Raw genomic sequence first — 23,192 nt, forward strand, 5'->3', positions numbered from 1 at the left:
GCCGCGGCACAAAGTTTCATTGACTAATACGTCAGTCAATTATATAGCAGCTGCCGTTGAGAGCAAGAGGTCACCTATGAGAACCATTCTGATCGCCACGGCGATCGTATGCGCCGTCGGTCTCGCATCATGCAGCGATGAGGGCAGGCCGGCTGAGCCGGCCCCGCGGCAGGTCGGTATCGTCGTCGCCAAGCCTGAGCCGCTGGTTCAGGGGGGCGCGATCACGGGAGAAGTGCGGGCGCGTGTCCAGACCGATCTGTCCTTCCGCGTCAGCGGCAAGATCATCGAACGGCTGGTCGAGGTCGGTCAGTCCGTGAAAGCGGGGCAGCTTCTCGCGCGCATCGATCCGGAAGAGCAAAAGGCCGACCTGGATGTGGCGGCGGCCAATCTTCAGTCGGCCGAGGCGCAGCAGACCCAGGCGCAGCTTGCATTCGACCGGCAGCAGAGCCTGTTTCGGACGCAGGTGACGACCCGCGCTGCTCTCGATCAGGCGCAGGAGGCGCTTCTGACTGCGCAGGCATCGACAAAGTCGGCGCAGGCACTCTTCGAAACGGCGCAGGACACCTTGTCCTACACCGAGCTGAAAGCGGATGCCGATGGGGTGATCACCGCCCGCAATGCCGAGGTCGGGGAGGTGGCGCAGGCTGCTCAGGTCGTTTTCACGCTCGCGCATGATGGCGACCGCGATGCCGTCTTCGAGGTGGTGGAAAGCGCCTTCCTGCGTCCGATCGACGGCGACGGCACCGTAACTCTTTTGTCGGACCCGACGCAGAAGATCACGGCGAAGGTTCGCGAGATTTCGCCGACGATCGATTCCGCAACCGGCACCATCAAGGTCAAGGTGGCGATCTCGAGCGATGCTCCCATTCCGCTGGGCGTTCCCGTCGTTGGACGGTTCAATTACCTCGCACAGGACGTCATCCAGCTGCCCTGGTCGGCAATGACCTCGAAGGACGGCAAGCCGGCCGTCTGGATCGTCGATCCGGCATCCTCCGTGGTCTCGGCCCGGACGATCGAAGTTGCCGGCTACGAAACCGGCAGCTTCGTCGTGAAGTCGGGCGTGTCGGCAGGAGAGGTCGTCGTGAGCGACGGCACCAAGTTCCTCAGGCCCGGTGAGATCGTGTCCTACGTCAAGGAAGCTTCCAAGTGAGTATTCGTCTAAAGATAATCGCACTTATCCTGGGCACGGCCCTCGTCTCCTCCTGCGCGCCGAACGCAGAAGAGAGTAAGGACGAAACGCCTCGTCCGGTGCTGTCGACGACAGTCAGGCAGACGCCCGCCTCGAGTCTCAGCCTGACTGGCACCATCGAGCCGACCATCGAAACCGAACTCGGCTTTCGGATTCTCGGGCGGATGATTGCCCGCAATGTCAATGTCGGCGACGTCGTCAAGAAGGGTGACGTCGTCGCCGCCATCGATCCCGTGGCGCTGGAGCTTGCCGTTCGCAATGCCCAGTCCGATGTGGAAAACAGCGATGCCCAGCTTAGAAACGCCGTGACCACGGAGCAGCGCCAGCGCGCGCTGGTGCTATCGCGCTCGGGCACGGAAGCCTCGCTCGAAGAGGCCGAGCAGGCGAGGCGAACGGCCGCGGCCGCCGTCGCCAAGGCGCAGGCCAATCTCGACAAGGCCAAGGAGCAACTGGGCTATGCGCAGCTTCGGGCGGAATTCGACGGGGTTGTGACGGCGACTTCGGCCGAGGTCGGACAGGTCGTGTCGGCCGGCCAGACGGTCGTGACCATTGCCCGGCCGGACAAACGCGACGCCGTCGTAGACGTGCCGCAGGCAGCCGCTCAGAAACTGAAGATCGGCGCCCCCTTCGAAGTGACGCTACAGCTCGATCCGACGATCCGCACCTCGGGGATCGTGCGTGAAATCGCGCCGGAGGCGGAGTCCGCCACCCGTACGAGCAGGACCAAGATCGCGCTCACCGAACCACCGGAAGCCTTCCGGCTCGGAGCGGTCATCACCGCCTCGGCAACGATTGCCGCCGAGCCGGAGATCGTGCTGCCTTCCTCGGCGATCCTTGCCGGCGGCGACAGGCAGAGCGTCTGTATCGTCGACGTGCCCGGCAAGAAGGTGTCGCTGCGCCGCGTAAAGATCGCCGGCGACGTCGTCGACGGCGGCACTGTCCGCGTAACCGAAGGGCTCGCACCCGGAGAACGGGTGGTCGTGGCGGGCGTGCATAAACTTGAAGATGGCCAGCCCATCAGGATCGACCAGGAGATCAGCCAGTGAAGTCCTTCAATCTTTCCGACTGGGCGCTCGAACGCCGTTCGCTCGTCTGGTACTTCATGATCGTCTTCCTTCTCGCAGGCGCCTTCTCCTATCTGAACCTCGGCCGCGAGGAAGACCCGAACTTCACGATCAAGACGATGGTGATCACGGCCCAGTGGCCCGGTGCCTCCGCCGAAGAGGTGACGCGGCAGGTGACCGACAGAATCGAGAAGAAGCTGCAGGAACTGGAATCGCTCGACTATACCAAGAGCGAGACCGTGGCCGGCCAGGCGACCGTCTTCGTCGAACTGCTGCCGACGACCAAGGCTCGGGATGTCGCGCCGACCTGGCTGCGCATCCGCAACATGATCGCCGACATCAAGGGCGATTTTCCGAGCGGCGTCGTCGGTCCGTTCTTCAATGACCGCTTCGGCGATGTTTTCGGAAACATCTACGCCTTCACCGGCGACGGTTTGACCCAGCGGCAGCTTCGCGATCTTGTCGAAAACGCTCGCTCTGAGGTCCTGAAGGTGCCTGATGTCGGCAAGGTCGACGTGATTGGCGCGCAGGACGAGGCGATTTATCTCGAATTCTCCACCCGCCAGATCGCCGCCCTTGGCATCGACCAGCAGTCGGTCATCCAGACCTTACAGGCCCAGAATGCCGTGACGCAATCCGGCTTCGTCGATGCCGGGCCGGAGCGCATCGCCTTGCGGGTGAGCGGACAGTTCACCTCCGAGGAAAGCCTGCGGTCGATCAATCTGCGCATCAACGACCGCTTCTTCCCGCTGACCGACGTCGCCACGATCACGCGCGGTTACGTCGATCCGCCGTCGGCGCTGTTCCGCTTCAACGGTCGGCCGGCAATCGGGCTTGCCATCGGCATGAAGCAGGGGGCCAACCTCCTACAGTTCGGCGAGGCGCTCGATGGGGAGATGAAACAGGTCGTCGCCGATCTTCCTGTTGGTGTGGATGTCCACCGCGTATCCGATCAGCCGGCGGTGGTCGACGAAGCTGTTTCGGGCTTTACCCGTGCGCTCTTCGAAGCGATCGTCATCGTGCTCGTCATCAGCTTCATCAGTCTCGGCCTTCGCGCCGGCATGGTGGTAGCGATCTCCATCCCCCTCGTGCTCGCCATCACCTTCGTCGTGATGGAATATTCCGGCATTTCGCTCCAGCGCATCTCGCTCGGCGCACTCATCATTGCGCTCGGCCTGCTCGTCGACGACGCCATGATCGCCGTCGAAATGATGGTGGCTCGCCTGGAAGCAGGCGACGATCTCAGGAAAGCGGCGACCCATGTCTATACATCGACGGCGTTTCCGATGCTGACCGGAACGCTCGTCACGGTCGCGGGCTTCATCCCGGTCGGTCTCAACAACAGCGCCGCCGGCGAATTCACCTTCACGCTGTTCGTGGTGATCGCGGTTTCGCTGGTCGTCTCCTGGATCGTGGCAGTGCTGTTCACGCCGCTTCTCGGCGTCACCATCCTGCCGAAGACGATGAAGTCGCATCACGAGAAGAAGGGACGCTTTGCCGCCATCTTCTCCTGGCTGCTGAAGCTCGCCATGCGCTGGCGCTGGATCACCATCGTGCTGACGGTCGGCGTCTTCGCCCTTTCGGTCGGCGGCATGAGGCTGGTGCAGCAGCAGTTCTTCCCGAATTCGGACAGAACCGAGCTCGTCATCGATTGGAATTTGCCGCACAACAGTTCGATTGCCGAGACCAACCGGCAGATGGCCAAGTTCGAAAAGGATATGCTGGCCGACAACAAGGATATCGATCACTGGACCACCTATGTCGGCCAGGGCGCACCGCGCTTCATCCTCTCCTTCGACGTGCAGACGCCCGACGTGTCGTTCGGACAGACGGTGATCGTCACGAAGGGGCTGGAGGTGCGCGACAAGGTGCGCGCAGAGCTGCAGGCCTATCTGACGAAAACCTTCCCCGGCACCGACGCCTTCGTGAAGCTTCTCGACATCGGCCCGCCGGTGGGCAAACCGGTGCAGTACCGCATCAGCGGTCCTGACATTCAGAAGGTGCGCGACATATCACAGCAGTTTGCCGGCGTTGTCGGTTCGCATCCGCTGCTGTCGAATATGGTCCTGGATTGGAACGAACCCTCGCGCGTGGTGAAGGTCGATGTCCTGCAGGACAAGGCGCGCCAGCTCGGCGTCTCTTCCGAGGACATCGCAACTGCGCTCAACGGTATCGTTGAAGGCTCGACGGCGACGCAGATTCGCGACGACATCTACCTGGTCAATGTCATCGGCCGGGCGAGGGCGTCCGAGCGCGATTCCGTTCAGACGCTGCAGAATCTGCAGCTCTCGACCTCCAACGGCAAGGTTGTGCCGCTCTCGGCGGTGGCGAATTTCCGCTACGAGCTCGAGCAGCCGACGATCTGGCGTCGCGACCGGCAGCCAACCATCACGCTCAAGGCAGCGGTTATCGGCTCGACGCAGCCGGCTACCATTGTCGATGAGCTGAAGCCGAAAGTCGAAGCGTTCCAGAAGAACCTTCCGGTCGGCTACAAGGTGGAAGTGGGCGGTGCGGTCGAATCCAGCGCTGACGCCCAGGGGCCGATCGCCGCTGTGGCGCCGTTGATGCTGTTTACGATGGCAACCATCCTGATGATCCAGTTGCAAAGCTTCAGCCGCCTGTTCCTGGTCTTCGCGGTCGCGCCGACGGCGCTGATCGGCGTGGTTGCGGCGCTCTTGCTGAGCAATGCGCCGATGGGCTTCGTCGCCATCCTCGGCATTTTGGCGCTGATCGGCATCCTGATCCGCAACTCGGTCATCCTGGTCGTGCAGATCGAACATCTGCGCGCCGAGGGTGTTGCAGCGTGGCAGGCGGTCATCGAGGCGACCGAACACCGGATGCGGCCGATCATGCTGACGGCGGCGGCCGCCACGCTCGCACTGATCCCGATCTCGCGCGAGATCTTCTGGGGGCCGATGGCCTACGCCATGATGGGCGGCATCGTCGTCGGAACCGCGCTCACCCTGCTGTTCCTGCCGGCGCTCTACGTCGCCTGGTTCCGAATCCCGAGGGACGAGGCTGTCCGGGCCGACGCCGCGGCGGAAGCATGAGGACGGGTCTTGACGGCTGTCAAATGCAGCTGCCGCGGCGGCGGCTACATAGCGGCCGGCGCACGACCGCCGGCGACGTCGGCGCCTTGGTCTTCGATGCCGCCGGCGCGGCGGTCGCAAGTCCGTTTCGACTGGCCGGTCGGGTCGCTGCCGCTCAATGGCGGTGACGAGCCCGCCGCGCGGGCACCAGGCATCTGTATAAGGCGACCATTAGCATTGTGTACAATGTGACTATTAAATTGTCAGATGCCTAAATGAAGCGCAGACTTTCCTCCCGTGGTCGAGTCGCCACAGTGGATATGGGAGGGCATTCATGAGCATTCGAGACCCGTCTCCCTCGTTGTATAACGAGGACCTTGCGCCCGCCACGGAGCGCAAATGGGGTGCATTCAGTATCTTCAACGTCTGGACGTCCGATGTCCACAGCCTGTGGGGCTATTATCTGGCGGCGAGCCTGTTTCTCCTCTGCGGCAGCTTCATCAATTTCGTCATCGCCATCGGCATCGGGTCTCTGGTCATCTTCTTTCTGATGAGCCTTGTCGGCAATGCCGGCGTACGCACCGGCGTACCCTTTCCGGTTCTGGCCCGTGCCTCCTTCGGCACCTTCGGCGCCAATGTCCCGGCACTGGTCCGCGCGGTGGTCGCCTGCTTCTGGTACGGGGCGCAGACTGCCGCCGCGTCCGGCGCGATCGTTGCCCTGCTGATCAGGAATGAGAGCTTGCTCGCCTTCCATCAGAACAGCCACATGCTCGGCCACTCGACCCTCGAACTCATCTGCTACGTCATCGTCTGGGCGCTGCAGCTGCTGATCATTCAGCGCGGCATGGAAACGGTCCGCAAGTTTCAGGATTGGGCCGGTCCGGCCGTCTGGATCATGATGCTGATCCTGGCGGTCTATCTGGTCGCCAAATCGGGCACTTTCTCCTTCGGCTCGGAAATTCCGCGCGACGTGCTGATCGAGAAGACCAAGGATGCCGGCGTGCCGGGTGAACCCGGCTCGATTGCGGCGCTCGCCGCCGTAGCGGCCACCTGGATCACCTATTTTGCCGCGCTTTACCTGAATTTCTGCGATTTCTCTCGTTATGCGACGAGCGAAAGGGCGCTCAGGAAAGGCAATCTCTGGGGCCTTCCGATCAATCTTCTGGCCTTCTGCCTCGTCGCAGGCGTCACGACCACGGCTGCCTTCACCGTCTACGGCGAGGTGCTGCTGCATCCGGAGATGATCTCGGCGAAATTCGATAGCTGGTTCCTGGCACTGCTTGCTGCGTTGACATTTGCAGTCGCCACGCTCGGCATCAACGTCGTGGCAAACTTCGTGTCGCCGGCCTTCGACTTCGCCAATGTCTTCCCGCGCCAGATCAATTTCAAACGCGGCGGATATATCGCCGCTCTGATCGCGCTCGTGCTTTACCCGTTCGCTCCCTGGGAGACCGGTGCTGCGCATTTCGTCAACTTCATCGGTTCGACGATGGGGCCGATCTTCGGCATCATGATGGTGGACTACTACCTCATCCGGAAGAGCCAACTGAACGTCGAAGCGCTCTACCGTGAGAATGGCGAGTTCCGCTTCCAGAACGGATGGCATGGCAACGCCTTCATCGCATTTGTGGTCGGCGCGCTGTTTTCCTCGATCCTGCCGACCTTCACCTCGATCCTGCCGGATTGGTGGGGAACCTATGGCTGGTTCTTCGGCGTTGCCATCGGCGGAGCGATCTATTTCGTGCTGAGAATGGGCGCGCGGCGCAATCCGGCCTTCGCCGCATGACCAAATAACAGAGGCGCCCGGAACGGCGGGCGCCTTTTACTTCGGATCTCCTGCAGACATCCGTTCAGCGGCGTGCGGCAACCGCATGGATGGCTGCGCGGCCGGCGGATTGGGCCATGGTCCTCGCCGTCGCGCGAAGGGCGGCGGATTGGCCGGAGGCCGTATCGTTCAGCCGGAACTGGGCGACGAGCTCGCGAAGCTTCTGGGCTTCCTGCGCGAGCGAGTCCGATGCCGCCGTCGACTGTTCCACCATCGCTGCGTTCTGTTGTGTGGTCTGGTCCATCTGATTGACCGCGACGTTCACTTCGCTCAATCCGACCGACTGTTCTTTCGCAGACGTGGCGATTGAATCCATATGCTGATTGATCTGGGTGATGAAGCCGCCGATGGTCTTCAGGGCCTGACCGGTGTCGCGCACCAGCTTGACGCCGCTTTCCACCTCTTTCGAGGAGTTCTGTATCAGGCCCTTGATTTCCTTTGCAGCACTCGCCGAGCGCTGCGCGAGTTCGCGCACTTCCTGGGCGACGACGGCGAAGCCCTTGCCCGCTTCGCCGGCTCTCGCCGCTTCCACACCGGCGTTCAGCGCCAGAAGGTTGGTCTGGAACGCGATCTCGTCGATGACGCCGATGATGTTGGAAATCTGCTGCGACGAGGTCTCGATGCGTTCCATCGCTTCCTCTGCATGGGAGACGACTTCCACGGAAACGCCGGCGCTATGGTTTGCCTCCGTGGCCACTGCGCGCGTCTCCTCGGTTCGTTTGCTGGAGTTCGACAACTTGGCGGTGATCTGCTCCAGTGCGGCGGCCGTCTCTTCGAGCGAGGCCGCCTGCTGCTCCGTGCGCTTGGAAAGATCGCTCGCCCCGGAAGAAATTTCCCGCGTGCCTTCGTCGATCGTGCCGATGCTTTCGGAAATTGCTCTCAGCGTCGCGCCGAGTTGGGTCACCGACTGGTTGAAGTCATGGCGCAGCACCTCGAAGTCGGGCGCGAAGGCCTCGTTGAGCTGGAAGGCGAGGTCGCCCGCGGCGAGCCGCTTCAAACCGGCGGCAAGACCCGAAGTGGCAATGCGCAGCCGCTCCGAAGCGTCTTCTTCCGCCTGCTTCTGGGCGGCAACGCGATCGGCTTCCGCCTTGTTGCGATTTTCTTCGGCCTCCAGCGCCAGCCGCTTGTTCGCAATCGCCGCTTGGCGGAAGATTTCCACTGCCGCAGCCATCGAGCCAACCTCATCGGCGCGGTCGGCAAAGGGAATTTCCGAACCCGTGTCCCCCTCGGCCAGGCGCCGCATCGAGGCGGTGATGCCGGTGATCGGGTTGGCGATGCTTTTCAGCACGAAGGCGACGGCGCCGAGAACCAGCAATCCCGCAAATCCGATCGCGGCAAGAAGGTAGAATTCTATCGAGGTGAAGGTTTCCTTGCTGAGTTCGGCAGCCTTGTTGCTGCCGTTGACATCCAGCTCGACGAGGCTTGTCGTTGCTTCCTTCAGCTTGTCCGAGTAGGCGCGCATCCCTGCGCCCAGGTATTGCCCAGCCTCCTCGGTTTTGTTGGCGCGCGAAAGGACGAGCAATTGCGAGCTGCTGGCGATGTAGCCTTCGACGCTCTCCTTGATCGTCTTGATTAACTCACGCTCGCGGTCGGACGAAGCAAGCGGAAGGTAGGCGTCCACCGATCTGCGAATGGCATTCTCGGCGACAGCAATGGACTCTTCACGCGTCTTCTTCTCCGCTTCGCTCTGCGCGATGACGTGATCGCGGTAGGCGAGGCGCAAATTGGTCATGTTGAGATTGATTGCCTGCGAAGCCTGCACGCTCGGCAGCCAGCGGGTTGCGATTTCCTCGGTCGAGCCGTTGGTCTTTCGTAGACCATCGACGGCGAGATAAGCGACAAGACCGAAAAGGAGGGCTATGCCGCCGAAGATCAACAGCAAACTCGATTTTATGTTTGGACGACGCATTAAAGTCTCCATCGAACGGTCCCGGCCTCACACCGGCCTTTGTAACGAAAAAAATTTAACGATGTGTTCCGGAAGGTAACAAGGCCGTTTACCAGTTTTCCGGAAACTCGCCGCCCCTTGCGTGTTCATGATCCCACCTAGACAGGAAAATGCCTATCAATGGCCGTCAGGGATGGCAGGAGCCGGTTATGATGAAACGCATATTTCCAGTCCTTTCTTGCTTTGATCCTTCCGGTGCAGACAGCCGTTTCTCAAATCCCTGACGAAGGGCAGGCCCGCGGCCGGATTGGACAAGGGCGTCGTTTACGAACGCCACTACGCCCTCAACGGGCTGATCGGACTGGGACGACACCTCCACGGACACATGATGCCGTCCTGCGCCCAAACCCCCTTCCACCAAGGCGGATGCATGTTTGGTGAAATAGCATTATGATCGCCACGACGCGGATCGGCGAGGAGGCCGGCCATGGCGGGGCTATCCCTGGAAATGGAGGACGACAGGATTTGGAACGGTTGAAGGATCCGGACAGTGTTTCCCCGCAGGCCGGCAGCGGCTCTGCATCGCCGCGGCATGAGCGGCGGGGCGTGGTGGCTGCCGCCGTATACCAGAACGGGCAGCGCATTCGCGACATCAGGATAGAAGAAGCCGGCGAATGGCGCAGCCGGGAGAATGCCATCGTCTGGATCGGCCTGCATGAGCCGGACGAGGTGCTGCTGCACCAGGTGCAGGCCGAGTTCAATCTCCATCCGCTGGCGATCGAGGACGCGGCGCAGCCGCATCAGCGCCCTAAGCTGGAAATCTACGGGGACGCGATGTTCATCGTCGCCCGCACCGCCCACATGAAAGATGGCGAGATCATCTTCGGCGAAACGCACCTGTTCGTCGGCCGCGGCTATGTCGTCTCCGTTCGGCACGGGGAGTCTTCTTCGTACCTGGCGGTCAGGCAGCGATGCGAGGCGACGCCTGCCGCGCTTGCCCATGGCGAGAACTACATTCTCTATTCCATCCTCGATTTCATCGTCGACAACTACATGCCTGTCATCGAGGTCGTGCAGGAGGAGGTCGAGAAACTCGAGGATCTGGTACTGCGCGAACAGCTGGGAAAGTCCGACATCGAACGGCTTTACCTCCTGCGCCGCAAGCTCTTGCGGCTGCGCAACGCCGTCGTGCCGCTGGTCGACGTCTGCCGTCGATACGAGCACATCGATCTTCCCGGCATGGACCCGACGTTGCAGTCGCTGTTTCGTGATGTGACCGATCATGTGCGCCGGGTGCAGGAGGATATCGACGCGCTACGCGAGGTCCTCGCCTTCGCTTTTGAGGCAAGCGTCATGATCGGCCAGACGGAGCAGACGGCGATTGCCCGTAAGCTCGCCGCCTGGGCGGCGATCCTCGCCGTTCCTACCGCGATCGCCGGCATCTACGGGATGAATTTCAGCGACATGCCGGAATTGAAATTTCAGTATGGTTATTTCGTCGTGCTCGGCGTTATCGTTTTCCTATGTCTCTGCCTCTTCGGCTTCTTCCGACGAAAGAAATGGCTTTAGGGCGCTGTCAGCACAGCATTTGCAGCAACCGAGCGCGATGCCGTCTGAGATAGGCGATGTCGTTGAGATACAGCTTCGCGTCTCCTGAAGCCACGTCTTCCACGAAGGTGTCGTCTCCGGCTGCGGCCCTGGCCAGCATGAAATCGACGAGGGCCTGAAGCCGCCTGCAGATTGTTTCGGGAAGCGCCTGCCGTTCCTCTGACGTCGCCCCGTAAGCGGTGCAGAAAATCTCCGCCCGCCGTAGCTGCTCGTCGAGACTTGATGTCGCGGATGAATTGGAAGGATCGGACAAGGGCGCCCAGCGATAGACCGCATAGGCAAGATCCCATAAGCGCGGTGCGGGATGGGCTGTATCGAAATCGATGATCCCGACCGCCTCGTCGTCAGCGGTGGCGACATTGTAGGGCGCAAAGTCTCCGTGGCAGACGATCTCGCGCGGCTCCTGCGATGGCAGCATCCACCTCTGGGGCTCGCGATCCGATTCCAGGAAGCCTTGCGAAGCTGCATGAAAATCGCGCAGAAGCCTAGCCGCGGAAATCAGCATGGGCTCCGATCCGGTCAGGGGATCGCCAAGATCTTCGCAGACACGCCCGGCAACGTAGCTGACGATCTCCCGGCCGTTCGCGGCTATCTCGACAGGCTGCGGTGCCCGTAGGAAACCGCTGCTTCTGAGATGGCGCAGAAACCGGTGCACCGTCGGCGTCCACGCGCCGGAAGGCCTGGTAACGGTCTCGCCGTCGCCCCAGATCTGCCCGGCCCGCCCGCCCTCCAATGGTTTCATGTCATCGCCTCCCCGTCCGGTCTCCTCGCTTCAGTTCTTCGATACGGGCCTGAACCGTGGCTCCGAGATTTGTCTCATGGCAGTTCCGGTAGAATGCCTCCGCGTCCGAAGGCATGTCGTCGGGGAGCGCGATCAAATCTTCAAGTCGGAAGCCGCCGGCTTGGCTGAGCCGCGGATCCGCCAATTCACTCTCGGCCAAACCGCCGACACGATCGGACAAGGTTTCGAAATAGCTGAGATTGCCAGTCACGATCGAAGGGGACGAGGTCTTTCCATGCGCGGGAATGACAAGCTTCGCGTCGAGATCACGGATTCGTTCGAGCGAGGTACGGATCAAACGAAGGTCATCGGCGCTTTTGCTCCAGACTTCAGGGATAGGGTATTCCACCGCATCGACGGCCAGACAGATGCGCAGTTCGGGAATCCAAACGGCAATGTGGTCGGGTGTATGCCCAGGTGTGTGGATCAGTTGGAGTGTCAGATCGCCGCCGTTGAGGGCCATCGAACCGAAGAAGGAGATGTCGGGCGCGGTGAGCTCGACATTCCGAAACCGCGATTCCTGGCTCGATTTGTCTCTCAGAATCCGCAGCGCGGAAGGATCCCGCAGGCGATCGAGTGCTGCGGCATGCGCGATGATCGGGGCGCGCCCGGAAATGGCGGCATTGCCCCAGCAGTGATCCCAATCCATATGCGAGTTGACGACGATCAGCGGCGGCGTCTTCCCCTCTTCCTTTGCATCGAGCAGATCCAGCGCAAGCCGGCACTGCTCGGGCGTGCCGAGCGTGTCGATCAGCACGTTGAATCTCTCGGTCCGGACGAACACCGCATCCACCTCGTCTCCGGCCCTGATGATCACGATCCTCTCGTCGAGTTGGGGATAGGAGCACAAGTCCACCGATGCGTTCACGTCTGGATGCCTCTCTTACAATCGCAATGACTTCACGCAGGCAGATCAAATCCTGATCTGCATCCTCCCTCAGGGGCGCTCGCCGGCTTCCTTGCGGTCAAGCACCCGTTTCACAGGAACATGCACTTCCGACCGCCTCGTTACCGCGTTCGCCTCGGCGGCTATGCATATCACGATCACGCTGGATTTCGAACGGCAGAGACTCCTCGGCATCCATTGCGCCTGAAGCGGGACCGCGCATCGGGCAACCAGCACCTTGCCGTTGGGCTCCAGCGCTTCCCATTGCTGATGACTTTTGGCGTTTTCGTGCACGATGAAACGCTTGGCTTCCTCACGAATTTCGAACAGGCCGTGCTTGACAGGGGTGGAGCGATCGGACTCGACGCTCCAGGAGGCGAGGCACGCTACGCAGGTCGGCAGGTGATGAAGACTATCGCTCGAAGCATTTTGGTGCACTCTCCAGCGCTCGATAATTTCCGGATCGGAACATGCCGCCGGCGATGCCCATGCAGCCGTGAATTGACAGGTTGCGTGGAACAACCTCCGCCAAAGGAAGTTTGCCCGAAAAGCAAACTCGAGGCGGCGGCCGATGTTGTTATCTGCGAAGCAGGGTGCGCTGAACACCCCACCCAGGATCTATTATGTCAATCCGCTACTTCTCCAGCGTATCGATGCATGGCGCGAGGTTTTCGACCACGCCGCGGATACCGGTTTCGACCATGTTCTAACGGCGCCCCTCTTTGACAGGGGCGGGGATTGCAGCGTTTTCACCTCCCATGACCTCGACCGCCTCGATCCTGAACTGCAGCTCGGAAGTGCGGTCGAGGAAGGCGTATCCCGCCTGGCGGAGGCTGCCGACAAGAGCGGTGTCGGTTTGATGATGGATCTGATGCTGGACGGGAAAGCGCGGAACCCGCAAGCGGGGTATCGTCCCGTGGATCCCCGGCGTTCGCCGCTCGATCCGCCGGAGCCGATGACGGCGATGGGAGCGGAGCAGCAGTCGCAGCTGCTGGCGGAATGGACCGAGCGGCTGCGGCGTCTTTCCGACGCCGGCCTCTCCGGGTACCGTGTGCTCGGGATCGATCGGACGGCACCGGCCTTTTTCAAATCGCTGATTGCGGGGGTGCGCGAGAAGGCGGACGCGCAATTTTTCGCCTGGACGCCCGGCACCGATTTTGCGGTGAGAAGCGCGATCGCGGATGCGGGGTTCACCGGATGTTTTTCATCGATGGCCTGGTGGGATCTCGACGAGAGGTGGTTCGTCGAAGAGCATCACGTTCAGGAGCCGCTCGGCTGGCAGATCGCCTTCCCCGAGCCGCCCTTTGCCAGGCGCATCGCGCACGGGACCGAGAGCCGCGAAATCCTCGAACGGCGCGCCGTCAGGGCGCTGCGCCTTGCCGCCTCGCTCGGCGGCGGCCTGATGGTTCCTATAGGATTCGAATATGGCGCGGCGACGCCGCTCGATCCGACCCATGGCGACGGCTCGGGCTTGCGGAAATTCCGCCACGATCTCGCCTTCGATATCTCCTCCGAAATCCGCCTTGCCAATACCGAGGTCGGTCGGACCGGCCAGGGGCACGCTCCGTGGCTTCGCCTGATTCGTAACGCCAGCGGGCCGGTCTCGGCGCTCGTGCAGTCCGAAGCGCAGGATCTTCGCACCGCCTCCGATGTAAGCTTCATCCTGCTCAACCGGGACCTCAGACGAAGCGCGCCGGCACCCCTGACTGCACTGCGTGAAGCGGCTTCCGGCTTTCTTCCCGCTGCCGATGGCGCGGAGCTGCGCTTGCGGGCAGGGGAGGTCCGGGTGATAGAAGGCAAGGCGCCGCACCCGATCACATCGAGGCCGGCTTTCGAGGTGGACCAGGCGACGGCGTCGCCGCGGCTTGCCATTGAGAACATCACGCCACGGGTCGATGACGGGCGGTTTCCCGTCAAGCGCGTCGTCGGCGAGAGCGTTATCGTCGAAGCCGATATATTTGCTGACGGCCACGATCCGCTCGCAGCTGTCCTGCTTTGGCGGCCGCATGACGTCATGGCGGAGTGGAACGAGACGCCGATGCAGCTGGTCGAGAACGACCGCTGGCGTGCCGAATTCCTGCTGGAGCGCATGGGGCGTTACGAATTTGCCGTCGAGGCGTGGAAAAACCCGTTCGCTATCTTCCGCTACGAGCTGACCAAGAAGAACGACGCGAGGCTGGACTTGAAGCTGGAGCTTCAGGAGGGATTGAACCTCGTTCGCACCGCCAAGGCGCAAGCGCCGGCAGCGCTCAGCGCCGATTTGCAGGCTCTGATCGACAATCTCGAAAAGGCTTCCGATCCCGAGCGCACGGCGATCCTGCTCGCTCCCGAGACATCCGAGCTGATGAACAGCGTCGACCGGCGTCCGTTCCGGCTTCGCTCCACGGCAAGCGCCGTCGATGCCGAGCGCAAGGAAGCAGCCTTCGCCAGCTGGTATCAGATCTTCCCGCGCTCGCAGAGCGGCGATCCGAACCGGCACGGCACCTTCGACGACGTCATTCCGAGGCTGGCCGAAATTCGCGGCATGGGCTTCGATGTGCTTTATTTCCCGCCCATCCATCCGATCGGCACGACCAACCGGAAGGGGCGCAACAACAGCCTGAAAGCCGCCCCTGGGGATCCTGGAAGCCCCTATGCCATCGGCTCGGAAGATGGCGGCCATGACGCGATCCATCCCGAGCTCGGCGATTTCGAGGATTTCGGCCGGCTGGTCGAGGAGGCGGGCCGGCATGGGCTGGAAATTGCTCTAGACCTCGCCATCCAGGCGTCGCCGGATCATCCCTGGCTGAAGGAGCATCCGGGCTGGTTCGACTGGCGCCCCGACGGCACGATCAAATATGCCGAGAACCCGCCGAAGAAATACGAGGATATCGTCAATGTCGATTTTTACACGAAGGACGCCTTGCCTTCGCTATGGGTGGAGCTGAGGGATATCGTCCAGCTGTGGGTCGACCAAGGCGTCAAGCTGTTTCGCGTCGACAATCCGCACACCAAGCCCTTTCCGTTCTGGGAATGGCTGATCGGCGATATCAGGGCCCGCCATCCCGAGGTCGTCTTCCTGTCGGAAGCCTTCACCAAGCCGAAAGTCATGTATCGGCTGGCGAAGATCGGTTTCTCCCAGTCCTACACCTACTTCACCTGGCGCAACGCCAAGTGGGAGCTCGAGGAATATATGCGGGAGCTGACCGAGACGGCGCCGAAGGAATTCTTCCGTCCGCATTTCTTCGTCAACACGCACGACATCAATCCGGATTTTCTCCAGAACGCGCCGCGCCCGGCCTTCCTTATCCGTGCGGCGTTGGCAGCAACGCTTTCGGGCCTGTGGGGCGTCTATAACGGTTTCGAATTGTGCGAGGGGCGCCCGGACGCCAAGCGGAAGGAATATGCCGACAGCGAGAAATACGAGATTCGCGCCTGGGATTACGACCGGCCCGGCAACATCATCGCCGAAATCAGGATGCTGAACCGCATCCGCAACGAAAACACCGCGTTGCATTCGCATCTCGGGCTGACGCTGCTCCCCGCCTGGAACGACAACATCCTGTTCTTCGAAAAGGCGAGCCGCGCGCGCGACAATGTTTTGCTGATCGCGATCAGCCTCGACCCCCATAATTTCCAGCAAAGCGACGTGGAGCTGCCGCTTTGGAAATGGTCGCTCGGGGATGGCGGCGCGCTCGACGTCGAGGATCTGGTTGGTGGGCATCGTTTCACATGGACCGGCAAAAGGCAGACCGTCGCGCTCAATCCGCAGGTCCTCCCCTTTGCGATCTGGCGCGTTCGCGCAGCGGAGGCATGAATGGACACGATGAACTCCGGTAACACCGAACCGCTGCTCTGGTACAAGGATGCCATCATCTACCAGCTGCACATCAAGTCGTTCTACGATGCCGATGGCGACGGCGTCGGCGATTTTGCCGGGCTGCACCAGAAGCTCGATCATATCGCGGCTCTTGGCGTCAACGCGATCTGGCTGCTGCCTTTCTTTCCCTCGCCGCGCCGCGATGACGGCTATGACATCGCCGATTACGGCAATGTCAGCCCGGATTACGGAACGATGGAGGATTTCCGCGCCTTCGTCGACGCCGCCCACCAGCGCAATATCCGCGTCATCATCGAACTCGTCATCAATCACACCTCCGATCAGCATCCCTGGTTCCAGCGTGCGCGCCAGGCGCCGGCGGGCTCGCCCGAACGGGATTTCTACGTCTGGTCGGACAGCGATCAGAAGTTTCCGGAAACGCGCATCATCTTCCTCGATACGGAGAAATCCAACTGGACATGGGATGCGGTGGCCGGCGCCTATTACTGGCATCGTTTCTATTCCCACCAGCCGGACCTCAATTTCGACAGTCCGCTCGTGATGGAGGAGCTGCTGAAGGTGATGCGCTTCTGGCTGGAGACCGGTATCGACGGTTTCCGTCTCGATGCGATCCCCTATCTCGTCGAGCGCGAGGGAACGATCAACGAGAACCTTCCCGAGACGCATGCGATCCTCAAGCGCATCCGTGCCGCCCTCGACGCCACCCATCCTGGCGTCATGCTGCTCGCCGAGGCCAATCAGTGGCCGGAAGACACGCGCGAATATTTCGGCGACGGCGACGAGTGCCATATGGCGTTCCACTTCCCGCTGATGCCGCGCATGTATATGGCGATTGCCAAGGAAGACCGGTTTCCGATCACCGACATCCTGCGCCAGACGCCTGAAATTCCAGAGAATTGCCAATGGGCGATTTTCCTTCGCAACCACGACGAGCTGACGCTGGAAATGGTGACCGACGCCGAGCGCGACTATCTCTGGGAGACCTATGCTTCCGACAAGCGCGCCCGCATCAACCTCGGCATCCGGCGGCGCCTGGCGCCGTTGATGGAGCGCGACCGCCGCCGCATCGAGCTGATGAACGCGCTGCTTCTGTCGATGCCGGGAACGCCTGTTATCTATTACGGCGACGAGATCGGCATGGGCGACAATATCTATCTCGGCGACCGTGACGGGGTGCGGACGCCGATGCAATGGTCACCCGACCGCAATGGCGGCTTCTCCCGAACGGACCCGGCGCGCCTCGTCCTGCCGCCGATCGCCGATCCGCTCTACGGTTTCGAGGCGGTCAACGTCGAGGCGCAGAGCACCGACGCGCATTCGCTGCTCAACTGGACGCGCAAGATGCTGGCGCTGCGCGGCCGCCATCCCGCCTTCGGGCGCGGCTCTCTGCGCTTCCTCTCGCCCGAGAACCGCAAGATCCTCGCCTATCTGAGGGAATATGACGGCGAGACGCTGATGTGCGTCGCCAACCTTTCGCGGCTGCCTCAAGCAGTGGAGCTCGACCTCTCGGCCTTCGAGGGCCACGTGCCGATCGAACTGACGGGCATGTCGCCCTTTCCGCCGATCGGGCAACTGACCTATCTCCTGACGCTGCCGCCCTATGGCTTCTTCTGGTTTCAGCTGGAGGCCGATGCCGATCCGCCGGCATGGCGTACTGCTCCGCCCGAACAGTTGCCCGACCTGGTGACGATGGTCATTCGCCGCGGCCTGCTCGATCTCGTCGACGAGCCTACGCATATGCGCGTCCTCAGCAACGAAATCCTGCCCGCCTATCTCTGCCGACGGCGGTGGTTCGGGGCGAAGGACCAGCCGCTTCAGGCGGCGCGGCTGATCTCGGCGACGCCGATCCCCTTTGTCGACGGTGTCGTTCTCGGCGAATTGGAAGCGGTTCTGCCTGACCATACCGAGTCCTACCAGTTGCCGCTGACGGTCGCATGGGACGATGCCCATCCCTCGGCGCTGACCCAGCAGCTCGCGCTCGGGCGGGTTCGCCAGGGCAGGCGCGTCGGCTTCCTAACGGATGGATTTGCCGTGGAGCCTATGGCGCGCGGCATCCTGCGCGGGCTCGCCGACCGCTCGCGCATCACCGGGCGTACCGGCACGCTGGAGTTTCTCGGCACCGAAAGGCTCGACCGGCTACAGGTCACCGACGATATGCCGGTCCACTGGCTTTCAGCGGAGCAGTCCAACAGTTCGCTGATCGTCGGCGAAGTCGCCATGATCAAGCTGATCCGGCACATCTTCCCGGGCATCCACCCCGAGGTGGAGATGACGCGATTCCTCACCCGGGCCGGCTATGACCACACCGCGCCGCTGCTCGGTGAGGTCGCGCATACCGATTCCAGCGGGCGGCGTTCGACCCTGATCATCGTCCAGGGCGCGATCCGCAACCAGGGCGACGCCTGGAACTGGATGCTGAACAATCTGCGCCGCGCCGCCGATGAGCTTGTGTTGAACGACCCGGCCGTCGAGCCGGGCGACGACGTCTTCCGTTCGCTGATCAGTTTCGTCGCCATGGTCGGTATGCGATTGGGCGAATTACATGTCGTGCTCGCAGGGGAGAACGCGGACTTGGCTTTCAGCCCTGTCATCGCCGGCGACGAGGAGGTGGAGGCGATTAAGAAGGCCGTGGCGGGCGAAGTCGCCTTTGCCATGTCGAAGCTTGCAGAGCGTGAGGAGAATGTCGAACCTGCGGTCGATCAACTCGCCGCACCGCTTCTCGAGCGCCGAGCCGAAATCGTCGAGCTTGGCGCGAGCCTGGCCGAAAGCGCCCGCGGCACGCTGATGACGCGCACGCACGGCGATTTCCATCTCGGCCAGATTTTGGTCAGCGAGGGCGATGCCGTCATCATCGACTTCGAAGGCGAGCCCGCGAAAAACCTCGCCGAGCGCCGGGCCAAGACGGTTCCTCTGCGCGATGTCGCCGGGCTTCTGCGCTCGCTCAGCTATCTCGTCGCCACCGCCCAGCTCGATAATGACGCGGTAACAGAACATGAAAACGAGGTCCGCCGAGATGCCATCGCCCGGTTCGGGCGCGATGCCGAGGCGGCCTTCCTCGATGCCTATTGGCAGGCGGTCTCCGCCTCTAAGGCGCTCGCCATGCCGGCCGAACAACGCAGGCGCGTGCTCGATGCCTTTCTTCTGGAAAAGGCCGCCTACGAAATCGCCTATGAAGCGCGCAACAGGCCGAAGTGGCTACCGATCCCGCTCGCCGGCCTTACCGAAATCGTATCGCGCTTAGCAGGAGTCACTGCATGAATGTCGAACGCTCGGAACTTCTCGCCGGCATCGGACACGATGCGCTTTGGGCACTGATCGAAGGGCGCCACGGCGATCCCTTCTCGATCCTCGGCCCGCACGAGAGTGGCGGAATGACTGTGGTGCGCGTCTATCTGCCCGGAGCAGAGGCCGTCGATCTGATCGAAGCGGCGAGCGGCAGGGTTGTGACGCCTTTCAGCATCGCTCACCCTTCCGGCCTGTTTGCGGCGGCCACGGCCGCGAGAATGGGATACAGGCTGCGGATCCAATGGCCGGATGGCGAGCAGGTCACCGAGGATCCCTATAGCTTCGGACTTTTGCTCGGAGAACTCGATCTTCACCTGATATCGGAAGGCACGCATTACAGCCTGAGCCGCACGCTCGGGGCGGTGGCGATGTCGGTCGACGGTGTGGCGGGCGTGCGGTTCGCGGTCTGGGCGCCGAATGCACGCCGTGTCTCGGTCGTCGGCGATTTCAACGCCTGGGACGGGCGGCGAAATCCGATGCGGCTCAGGCAATCGGCCGGCGTCTGGGAGCTGTTCGTTCCCCGGTTGGCGCCCGGCGAACGATACAAGTTCGAGATCGTCGACGCGCATGGGACCTGCCTGCCGCAGAAGGCCGATCCGGTGGCGCGCGCCAGCGAGGCCGCCCCGTCCACCGCCTCGATCGTTGCCTCGTCGACGCCGTTTCGATGGACCGACGATGCCTGGATGAGAGGCCGGTCCCGGCAGGAAAGGCTGGAGGGCGCGATTTCCGTCTACGAGGTGCATGCCGGCTCCTGGCTGCGCGATCAGAAGGACGGCAACCGATCGCTCGATTGGGTCGAGCTCAGCCAGCGGCTCGTTCCCTATGCGCGCGAGATGGGATTCACCCATATCGAGTTGCTACCGATCATGGAGCATCCGTTCGGCGGCTCCTGGGGCTACCAGCCGCTCGGCCTGTTCGCGCCGACCGGGCGCTACGGCACGCCGGAGGATTTCGCCTATTTCGTCGACCGCTGCCACGGCGCAGGCATCGGCGTCATCCTCGACTGGGTGCCGGCCCATTTCCCGACCGACGTCTGGGGTCTTGCCCGCTTCGACGGCACCGCGCTCTACGAACACGAGGATCCGCGCGAGGGCTTTCACCGCGACTGGAACACGCTGATCTACAATCTCGGCCGCAACGAGGTGAAAGGCTTCCTGATCGCCAGCGCACTCGAATGGCTCGAGCGCTACCATGTCGACGGGCTGCGCGTCGATGCGGTGGCCTCAATGCTCTACCGCGATTACAGCCGCAACGCGGGGGACTGGATTCCCAATCAGTACGGCGGCCGCGAGAACCTGGAAGCGGTAGAATTCTTCAAACATCTGAACAGCATCATCCACGAGCGCTGCCCGCATGCGATAACCGTTGCCGAGGAATCGACGGCCTGGCCCGGCGTCACCAAGCCGCCGACAGAAGGCGGGCTTGGCTTCGATATCAAATGGAACATGGGCTGGATGCACGACAGCCTGAGTTATATCGAGAAGGATCCCGTCTACCGAAGCTATCACCACGGCACGATGACCTTCGGCATGATCTATGCCTATTCCGAGCGTTTCATGCTGCCGATTTCCCATGATGAGGTGGTTTACGGCAAAGGCTCGCTGCTGACGAAAATGCCGGGCGACGATTGGCAGAAATTCGCCAATCTGCGCAGCTATCTCGCTTTCATGTGGGGACACCCGGGCAAGAAGCTGCTGTTCATGGGAAGCGAAGTTGCCCAGCCGGGCGAATGGAACCATGACGCATCAGTGAGCTGGGACGTCCTGGACCGGCCGGCGCATGTCGGCATCCAGCGCCTGGTGAAGGATCTGAATGGCCTCTACGGCGAGGAAGCGGCACTTCAGTTCGGCGATTTTCATCCCGAGGGCTTCGAATGGGCAACTGCCGACGACAGCGTCAACTCCGTTCTCGGCATGCTGCGTTATGCCCCGGACCATTCTTCCTCGGTCCTCGTCGTCGCGAATTTCACGCCGGTGCCGCGCTACGGCTACAGGATCGGCGTGCCCCGCGATGGCGTGTGGATCGAGCGGATAACGACGGATGCGCCGGAGTATGGAGGCTCTGGGCTCGTCAACGGCGCAGTGTCGAGCGAACCCATCCCAGCTCACGGCCGGCCCGTCTCCCTGTCGCTGGCGCTGCCCCCGCTGGCGACGGTCTTTCTCATGGGACCGTCGCCCTGACAAGCTTCATTCGGCGTGCGGAGCCGGATGAATGAAAGGCCAGGGGCTCGCCTCTGATCCCCTATCGATAGGGACCTCGATGAGCACGGGCTCATCGAGCGCGAGCGCCTTCTCCAGCACCACACGCAATTCGCCAGGGCTCGCCACCTTGAAGGACCGGACGCTAAAGCTCTCGCCGAGAGCGACGAAATCCGGATTAACGAGTTCCGAGCCGAGATAGCGGCCTTTGTAAGTCTGCTTCTGATCGCGCAGCACATTGCCGTAGGCGGAATTGTTGAAAACGATGGCGACGACAGCAATCTTGTGCTGCACGGCGGTGGCAAGCTCCTGAACGCCGAACATGAAGCCGCCGTCACCGGAAACGGAGATAACCGCCTTATCGGGATTGGCGACTTTTACGCCGAGCGCCGTGTTGAAGCCGAAACCGAGATTGTCCTGATAGCCGCATGTTACATATTGGCGCGGGCCGTAGACCGGGAAAGCAAATCGGGCAGTGAAGCCCATCTGGCTGATTTCCTCGACGAAGAAGCCGTCTCTCGGCAGCGCATCGCGGATGGCATCGAGATAAGCGAGCTGCGGCTGCACCGCCTGAAAACGAGAGCGGGCGTCTTCATTCAGCCCGGCAAATTCGCGTGTCCTATCTTCGCGGCTGGCGCCTGCCAGCGCATCGATCAGCGCCCGCGTTCCATCTCCCGCATCCGCGACGATGCCGACATCGGGCTTGAGACGCACCATCTCGGTCGGGTCGATATCGATGCGGATGATCTTGAGGCCCTTGGGAAGCCACTTCCACCGCATGAACTGCAATTCGAGCCGGCTGCCGATCCCGATCAGCACGTCGACCTTCTTCCAATATTCATAGGCGGCGACGAAATTCAGGTAGTTCGGATGATCGTCGGCGACGATCCCCTTGCCAGAGCGGTGGGAGGTGACCGGCGCCTGCAAGAGCTCCGAAAGCGTGGCGATCTCGGCGCCAGCATCCGCCGCGCCGCCGCCGACCATGATCATCGGATTCCGAGCGCCTGAAATCAGCGCCGCCGCGGCGGCGATCTGATCGGGATTGACGGCGGGATGAGCGGCTCTCGTGCCGAGGGGTAGATCGGTTTCCGGGCCGGATTGTCCGAACACATCCCACGGGGCTTCGACTGCTCCCGGACCCTGGCGGCCGGAGAGCATTTTGCCGATCACCTCTGATAGAACCGGACCGGCCTCGGACTGGTGGTTGATGCGCTCCGCCCTCTTGGTGATCCCGCGCATCGTCGCGAGCTGGTCCGGCAGTTCGTGCAGCTGTCCTCTTCCTTGCCCGATCAGGTGCGACATGATGTTGCCGGTGACGCAGAGCACGGGCGCGTTGGCGCCGTATGCGGTGCAAAGCGCCGCGCCGGAATTGAGGACCCCGGGGCCGGGGACAACTGTATAGGCACCAACCCGGCCGGTAGACTTCGCATAGCCGTAGGCCATATAAGCGGCACCCTGTTCGTGCCTTGTATGGATGAAGCGAATCTTGTCACCGGCGCCGTAAAGCGCGTCATTGAAGTCATACATGTGGGCGCCCGGAATGCCGAAGACCGTGTCGATCCCATGGGCGACAAGCGAACGGGTTATCGCCTGGCCGGTCGTTTCTTTCCTGCTCATTT

Annotated in this window: 13 protein-coding genes and 1 pseudogene; 9 read left to right on the forward strand and 5 right to left on the reverse strand. The window is 62.1% G+C overall.

Annotated elements, in window-relative coordinates:
• The first annotated feature begins 76 nt into the window (after positions 1–76).
• From J2J99_RS24090 to J2J99_RS24105, 4 genes are all read left to right on the forward strand, one after another.
• A complete protein-coding gene (locus tag J2J99_RS24090; RefSeq protein ID WP_168301105.1) occupies positions 77–1,150 on the forward strand; it encodes an efflux RND transporter periplasmic adaptor subunit in 1,074 nt (357 codons plus the stop codon).
• Positions 1,147–2,235 carry an efflux RND transporter periplasmic adaptor subunit gene (locus J2J99_RS24095; RefSeq protein WP_168301103.1) on the forward strand — a complete coding sequence of 363 codons (1,089 nt, stop codon included), beginning with the start codon at positions 1,147–1,149 and terminating at the stop codon, positions 2,233–2,235. Before J2J99_RS24090 ends, J2J99_RS24095 begins: the two co-directional genes overlap by 4 nt.
• Entirely contained in the window at positions 2,232–5,303 is a 3,072-nt protein-coding gene (locus tag J2J99_RS24100; RefSeq protein WP_168301099.1) for an efflux RND transporter permease subunit, read from the forward strand. The genes J2J99_RS24095 and J2J99_RS24100 overlap by 4 nt, the downstream gene beginning before the upstream one ends.
• A 313-nt stretch (positions 5,304–5,616) precedes the next feature.
• Positions 5,617–7,068 (forward strand): NCS1 family nucleobase:cation symporter-1, encoded by a 1,452-nt coding sequence (locus tag J2J99_RS24105; RefSeq protein WP_168301084.1) that lies wholly within the window; start codon positions 5,617–5,619, stop codon positions 7,066–7,068.
• Between the two features lie 64 nt (positions 7,069–7,132).
• On the opposite strand, the gene J2J99_RS24110 is transcribed toward J2J99_RS24105, so the two are convergent.
• Positions 7,133–9,016 (reverse strand): methyl-accepting chemotaxis protein, encoded by a 1,884-nt coding sequence (locus tag J2J99_RS24110; protein ID WP_168301075.1) that lies wholly within the window; start codon positions 9,014–9,016, stop codon positions 7,133–7,135.
• A 274-nt stretch (positions 9,017–9,290) separates the two neighbouring features.
• Here J2J99_RS24110 and J2J99_RS34605 point away from each other — a divergent pair.
• A pseudogene (locus tag J2J99_RS34605) lies at positions 9,291–9,384 on the forward strand (DUF4272 domain-containing protein); the annotation flags it as partial.
• A 136-nt stretch (positions 9,385–9,520) separates the two neighbouring features.
• Positions 9,521–10,564, forward strand: a complete 1,044-nt coding sequence (locus J2J99_RS24115; RefSeq protein ID WP_168301217.1) for a magnesium and cobalt transport protein CorA — start codon at positions 9,521–9,523, stop codon at positions 10,562–10,564.
• 7 nt (positions 10,565–10,571) lie between these two features.
• Here the strand turns inward: J2J99_RS24115 and J2J99_RS24120 are convergent, their stop codons facing one another.
• From J2J99_RS24120 to J2J99_RS24130, 3 genes are all read right to left on the reverse strand, one after another.
• Positions 10,572–11,345: a phosphotransferase enzyme family protein gene (locus tag J2J99_RS24120; protein WP_207600978.1), complete on the reverse strand. Its 774-nt coding sequence runs from the start codon at positions 11,343–11,345 to the stop codon at positions 10,572–10,574.
• Between the two features lies 1 nt (position 11,346).
• On the reverse strand, positions 11,347–12,252 hold the full coding sequence (locus tag J2J99_RS24125; protein WP_168300873.1) for an MBL fold metallo-hydrolase: 906 nt from the start codon (positions 12,250–12,252) through the stop codon (positions 11,347–11,349).
• A gap of 69 nt (positions 12,253–12,321) precedes the next feature.
• Entirely contained in the window at positions 12,322–12,792 is a 471-nt protein-coding gene (locus J2J99_RS24130; RefSeq protein WP_311043914.1) for a hypothetical protein, read from the reverse strand.
• A gap of 49 nt (positions 12,793–12,841) precedes the next feature.
• Here J2J99_RS24130 and J2J99_RS24135 point away from each other — a divergent pair, with 49 nt between their 5' ends.
• The 3 genes from J2J99_RS24135 to glgB are packed head-to-tail and all read left to right on the forward strand — an operon-like array spanning position 12,842 to position 21,555.
• A complete protein-coding gene (locus tag J2J99_RS24135; RefSeq protein ID WP_168300872.1) occupies positions 12,842–16,066 on the forward strand; it encodes an alpha-1,4-glucan--maltose-1-phosphate maltosyltransferase in 3,225 nt (1,074 codons plus the stop codon).
• Positions 16,067–19,348: a maltose alpha-D-glucosyltransferase gene (treS, locus tag J2J99_RS24140; RefSeq protein ID WP_168300871.1), complete on the forward strand. Its 3,282-nt coding sequence runs from the start codon at positions 16,067–16,069 to the stop codon at positions 19,346–19,348.
• Positions 19,345–21,555 (forward strand): 1,4-alpha-glucan branching protein GlgB, encoded by a 2,211-nt coding sequence (gene glgB / locus J2J99_RS24145; protein ID WP_168300870.1) that lies wholly within the window; start codon positions 19,345–19,347, stop codon positions 21,553–21,555. The genes treS and glgB overlap by 4 nt, the downstream gene beginning before the upstream one ends.
• A 6-nt stretch (positions 21,556–21,561) precedes the next feature.
• On the opposite strand, the gene J2J99_RS24150 is transcribed toward glgB, so the two are convergent.
• Entirely contained in the window at positions 21,562–23,190 is a 1,629-nt protein-coding gene (locus J2J99_RS24150; protein ID WP_168300869.1) for a thiamine pyrophosphate-dependent enzyme, read from the reverse strand.
• Positions 23,191–23,192: the final 2 nt, after the last annotated feature.

It is taken from the genome of Rhizobium binae (genome assembly GCF_017357225.1).
Lineage (GTDB): Bacteria > Pseudomonadota > Alphaproteobacteria > Rhizobiales > Rhizobiaceae > Rhizobium > Rhizobium binae.

What these genes read in the sequence shown, in the direction of transcription:
- J2J99_RS24090 (WP_168301105.1), top strand. Translation starts at nt 77, where the DNA reads ATGAGAACCATTCTGATCGCCACGGCGATCGTATGCGCCGTCGGTCTC.
- J2J99_RS24105 (WP_168301084.1), top strand. Translation starts at nt 5,617, where the DNA reads ATGAGCATTCGAGACCCGTCTCCCTCGTTGTATAACGAGGACCTTGCG.
- J2J99_RS24110 (WP_168301075.1), bottom strand. Translation starts at nt 9,016, where the DNA reads ATGCGTCGTCCAAACATAAAATCGAGTTTGCTGTTGATCTTCGGCGGC.
- J2J99_RS24120 (WP_207600978.1), bottom strand. Translation starts at nt 11,345, where the DNA reads ATGAAACCATTGGAGGGCGGGCGGGCCGGGCAGATCTGGGGCGACGGC.
- J2J99_RS24135 (WP_168300872.1), top strand. Translation starts at nt 12,842, where the DNA reads ATGTTGTTATCTGCGAAGCAGGGTGCGCTGAACACCCCACCCAGGATC.
- treS (WP_168300871.1), top strand. Translation starts at nt 16,067, where the DNA reads ATGGACACGATGAACTCCGGTAACACCGAACCGCTGCTCTGGTACAAG.
- glgB (WP_168300870.1), top strand. Translation starts at nt 19,345, where the DNA reads ATGAATGTCGAACGCTCGGAACTTCTCGCCGGCATCGGACACGATGCG.
- J2J99_RS24150 (WP_168300869.1), bottom strand. Translation starts at nt 23,190, where the DNA reads ATGAGCAGGAAAGAAACGACCGGCCAGGCGATAACCCGTTCGCTTGTC.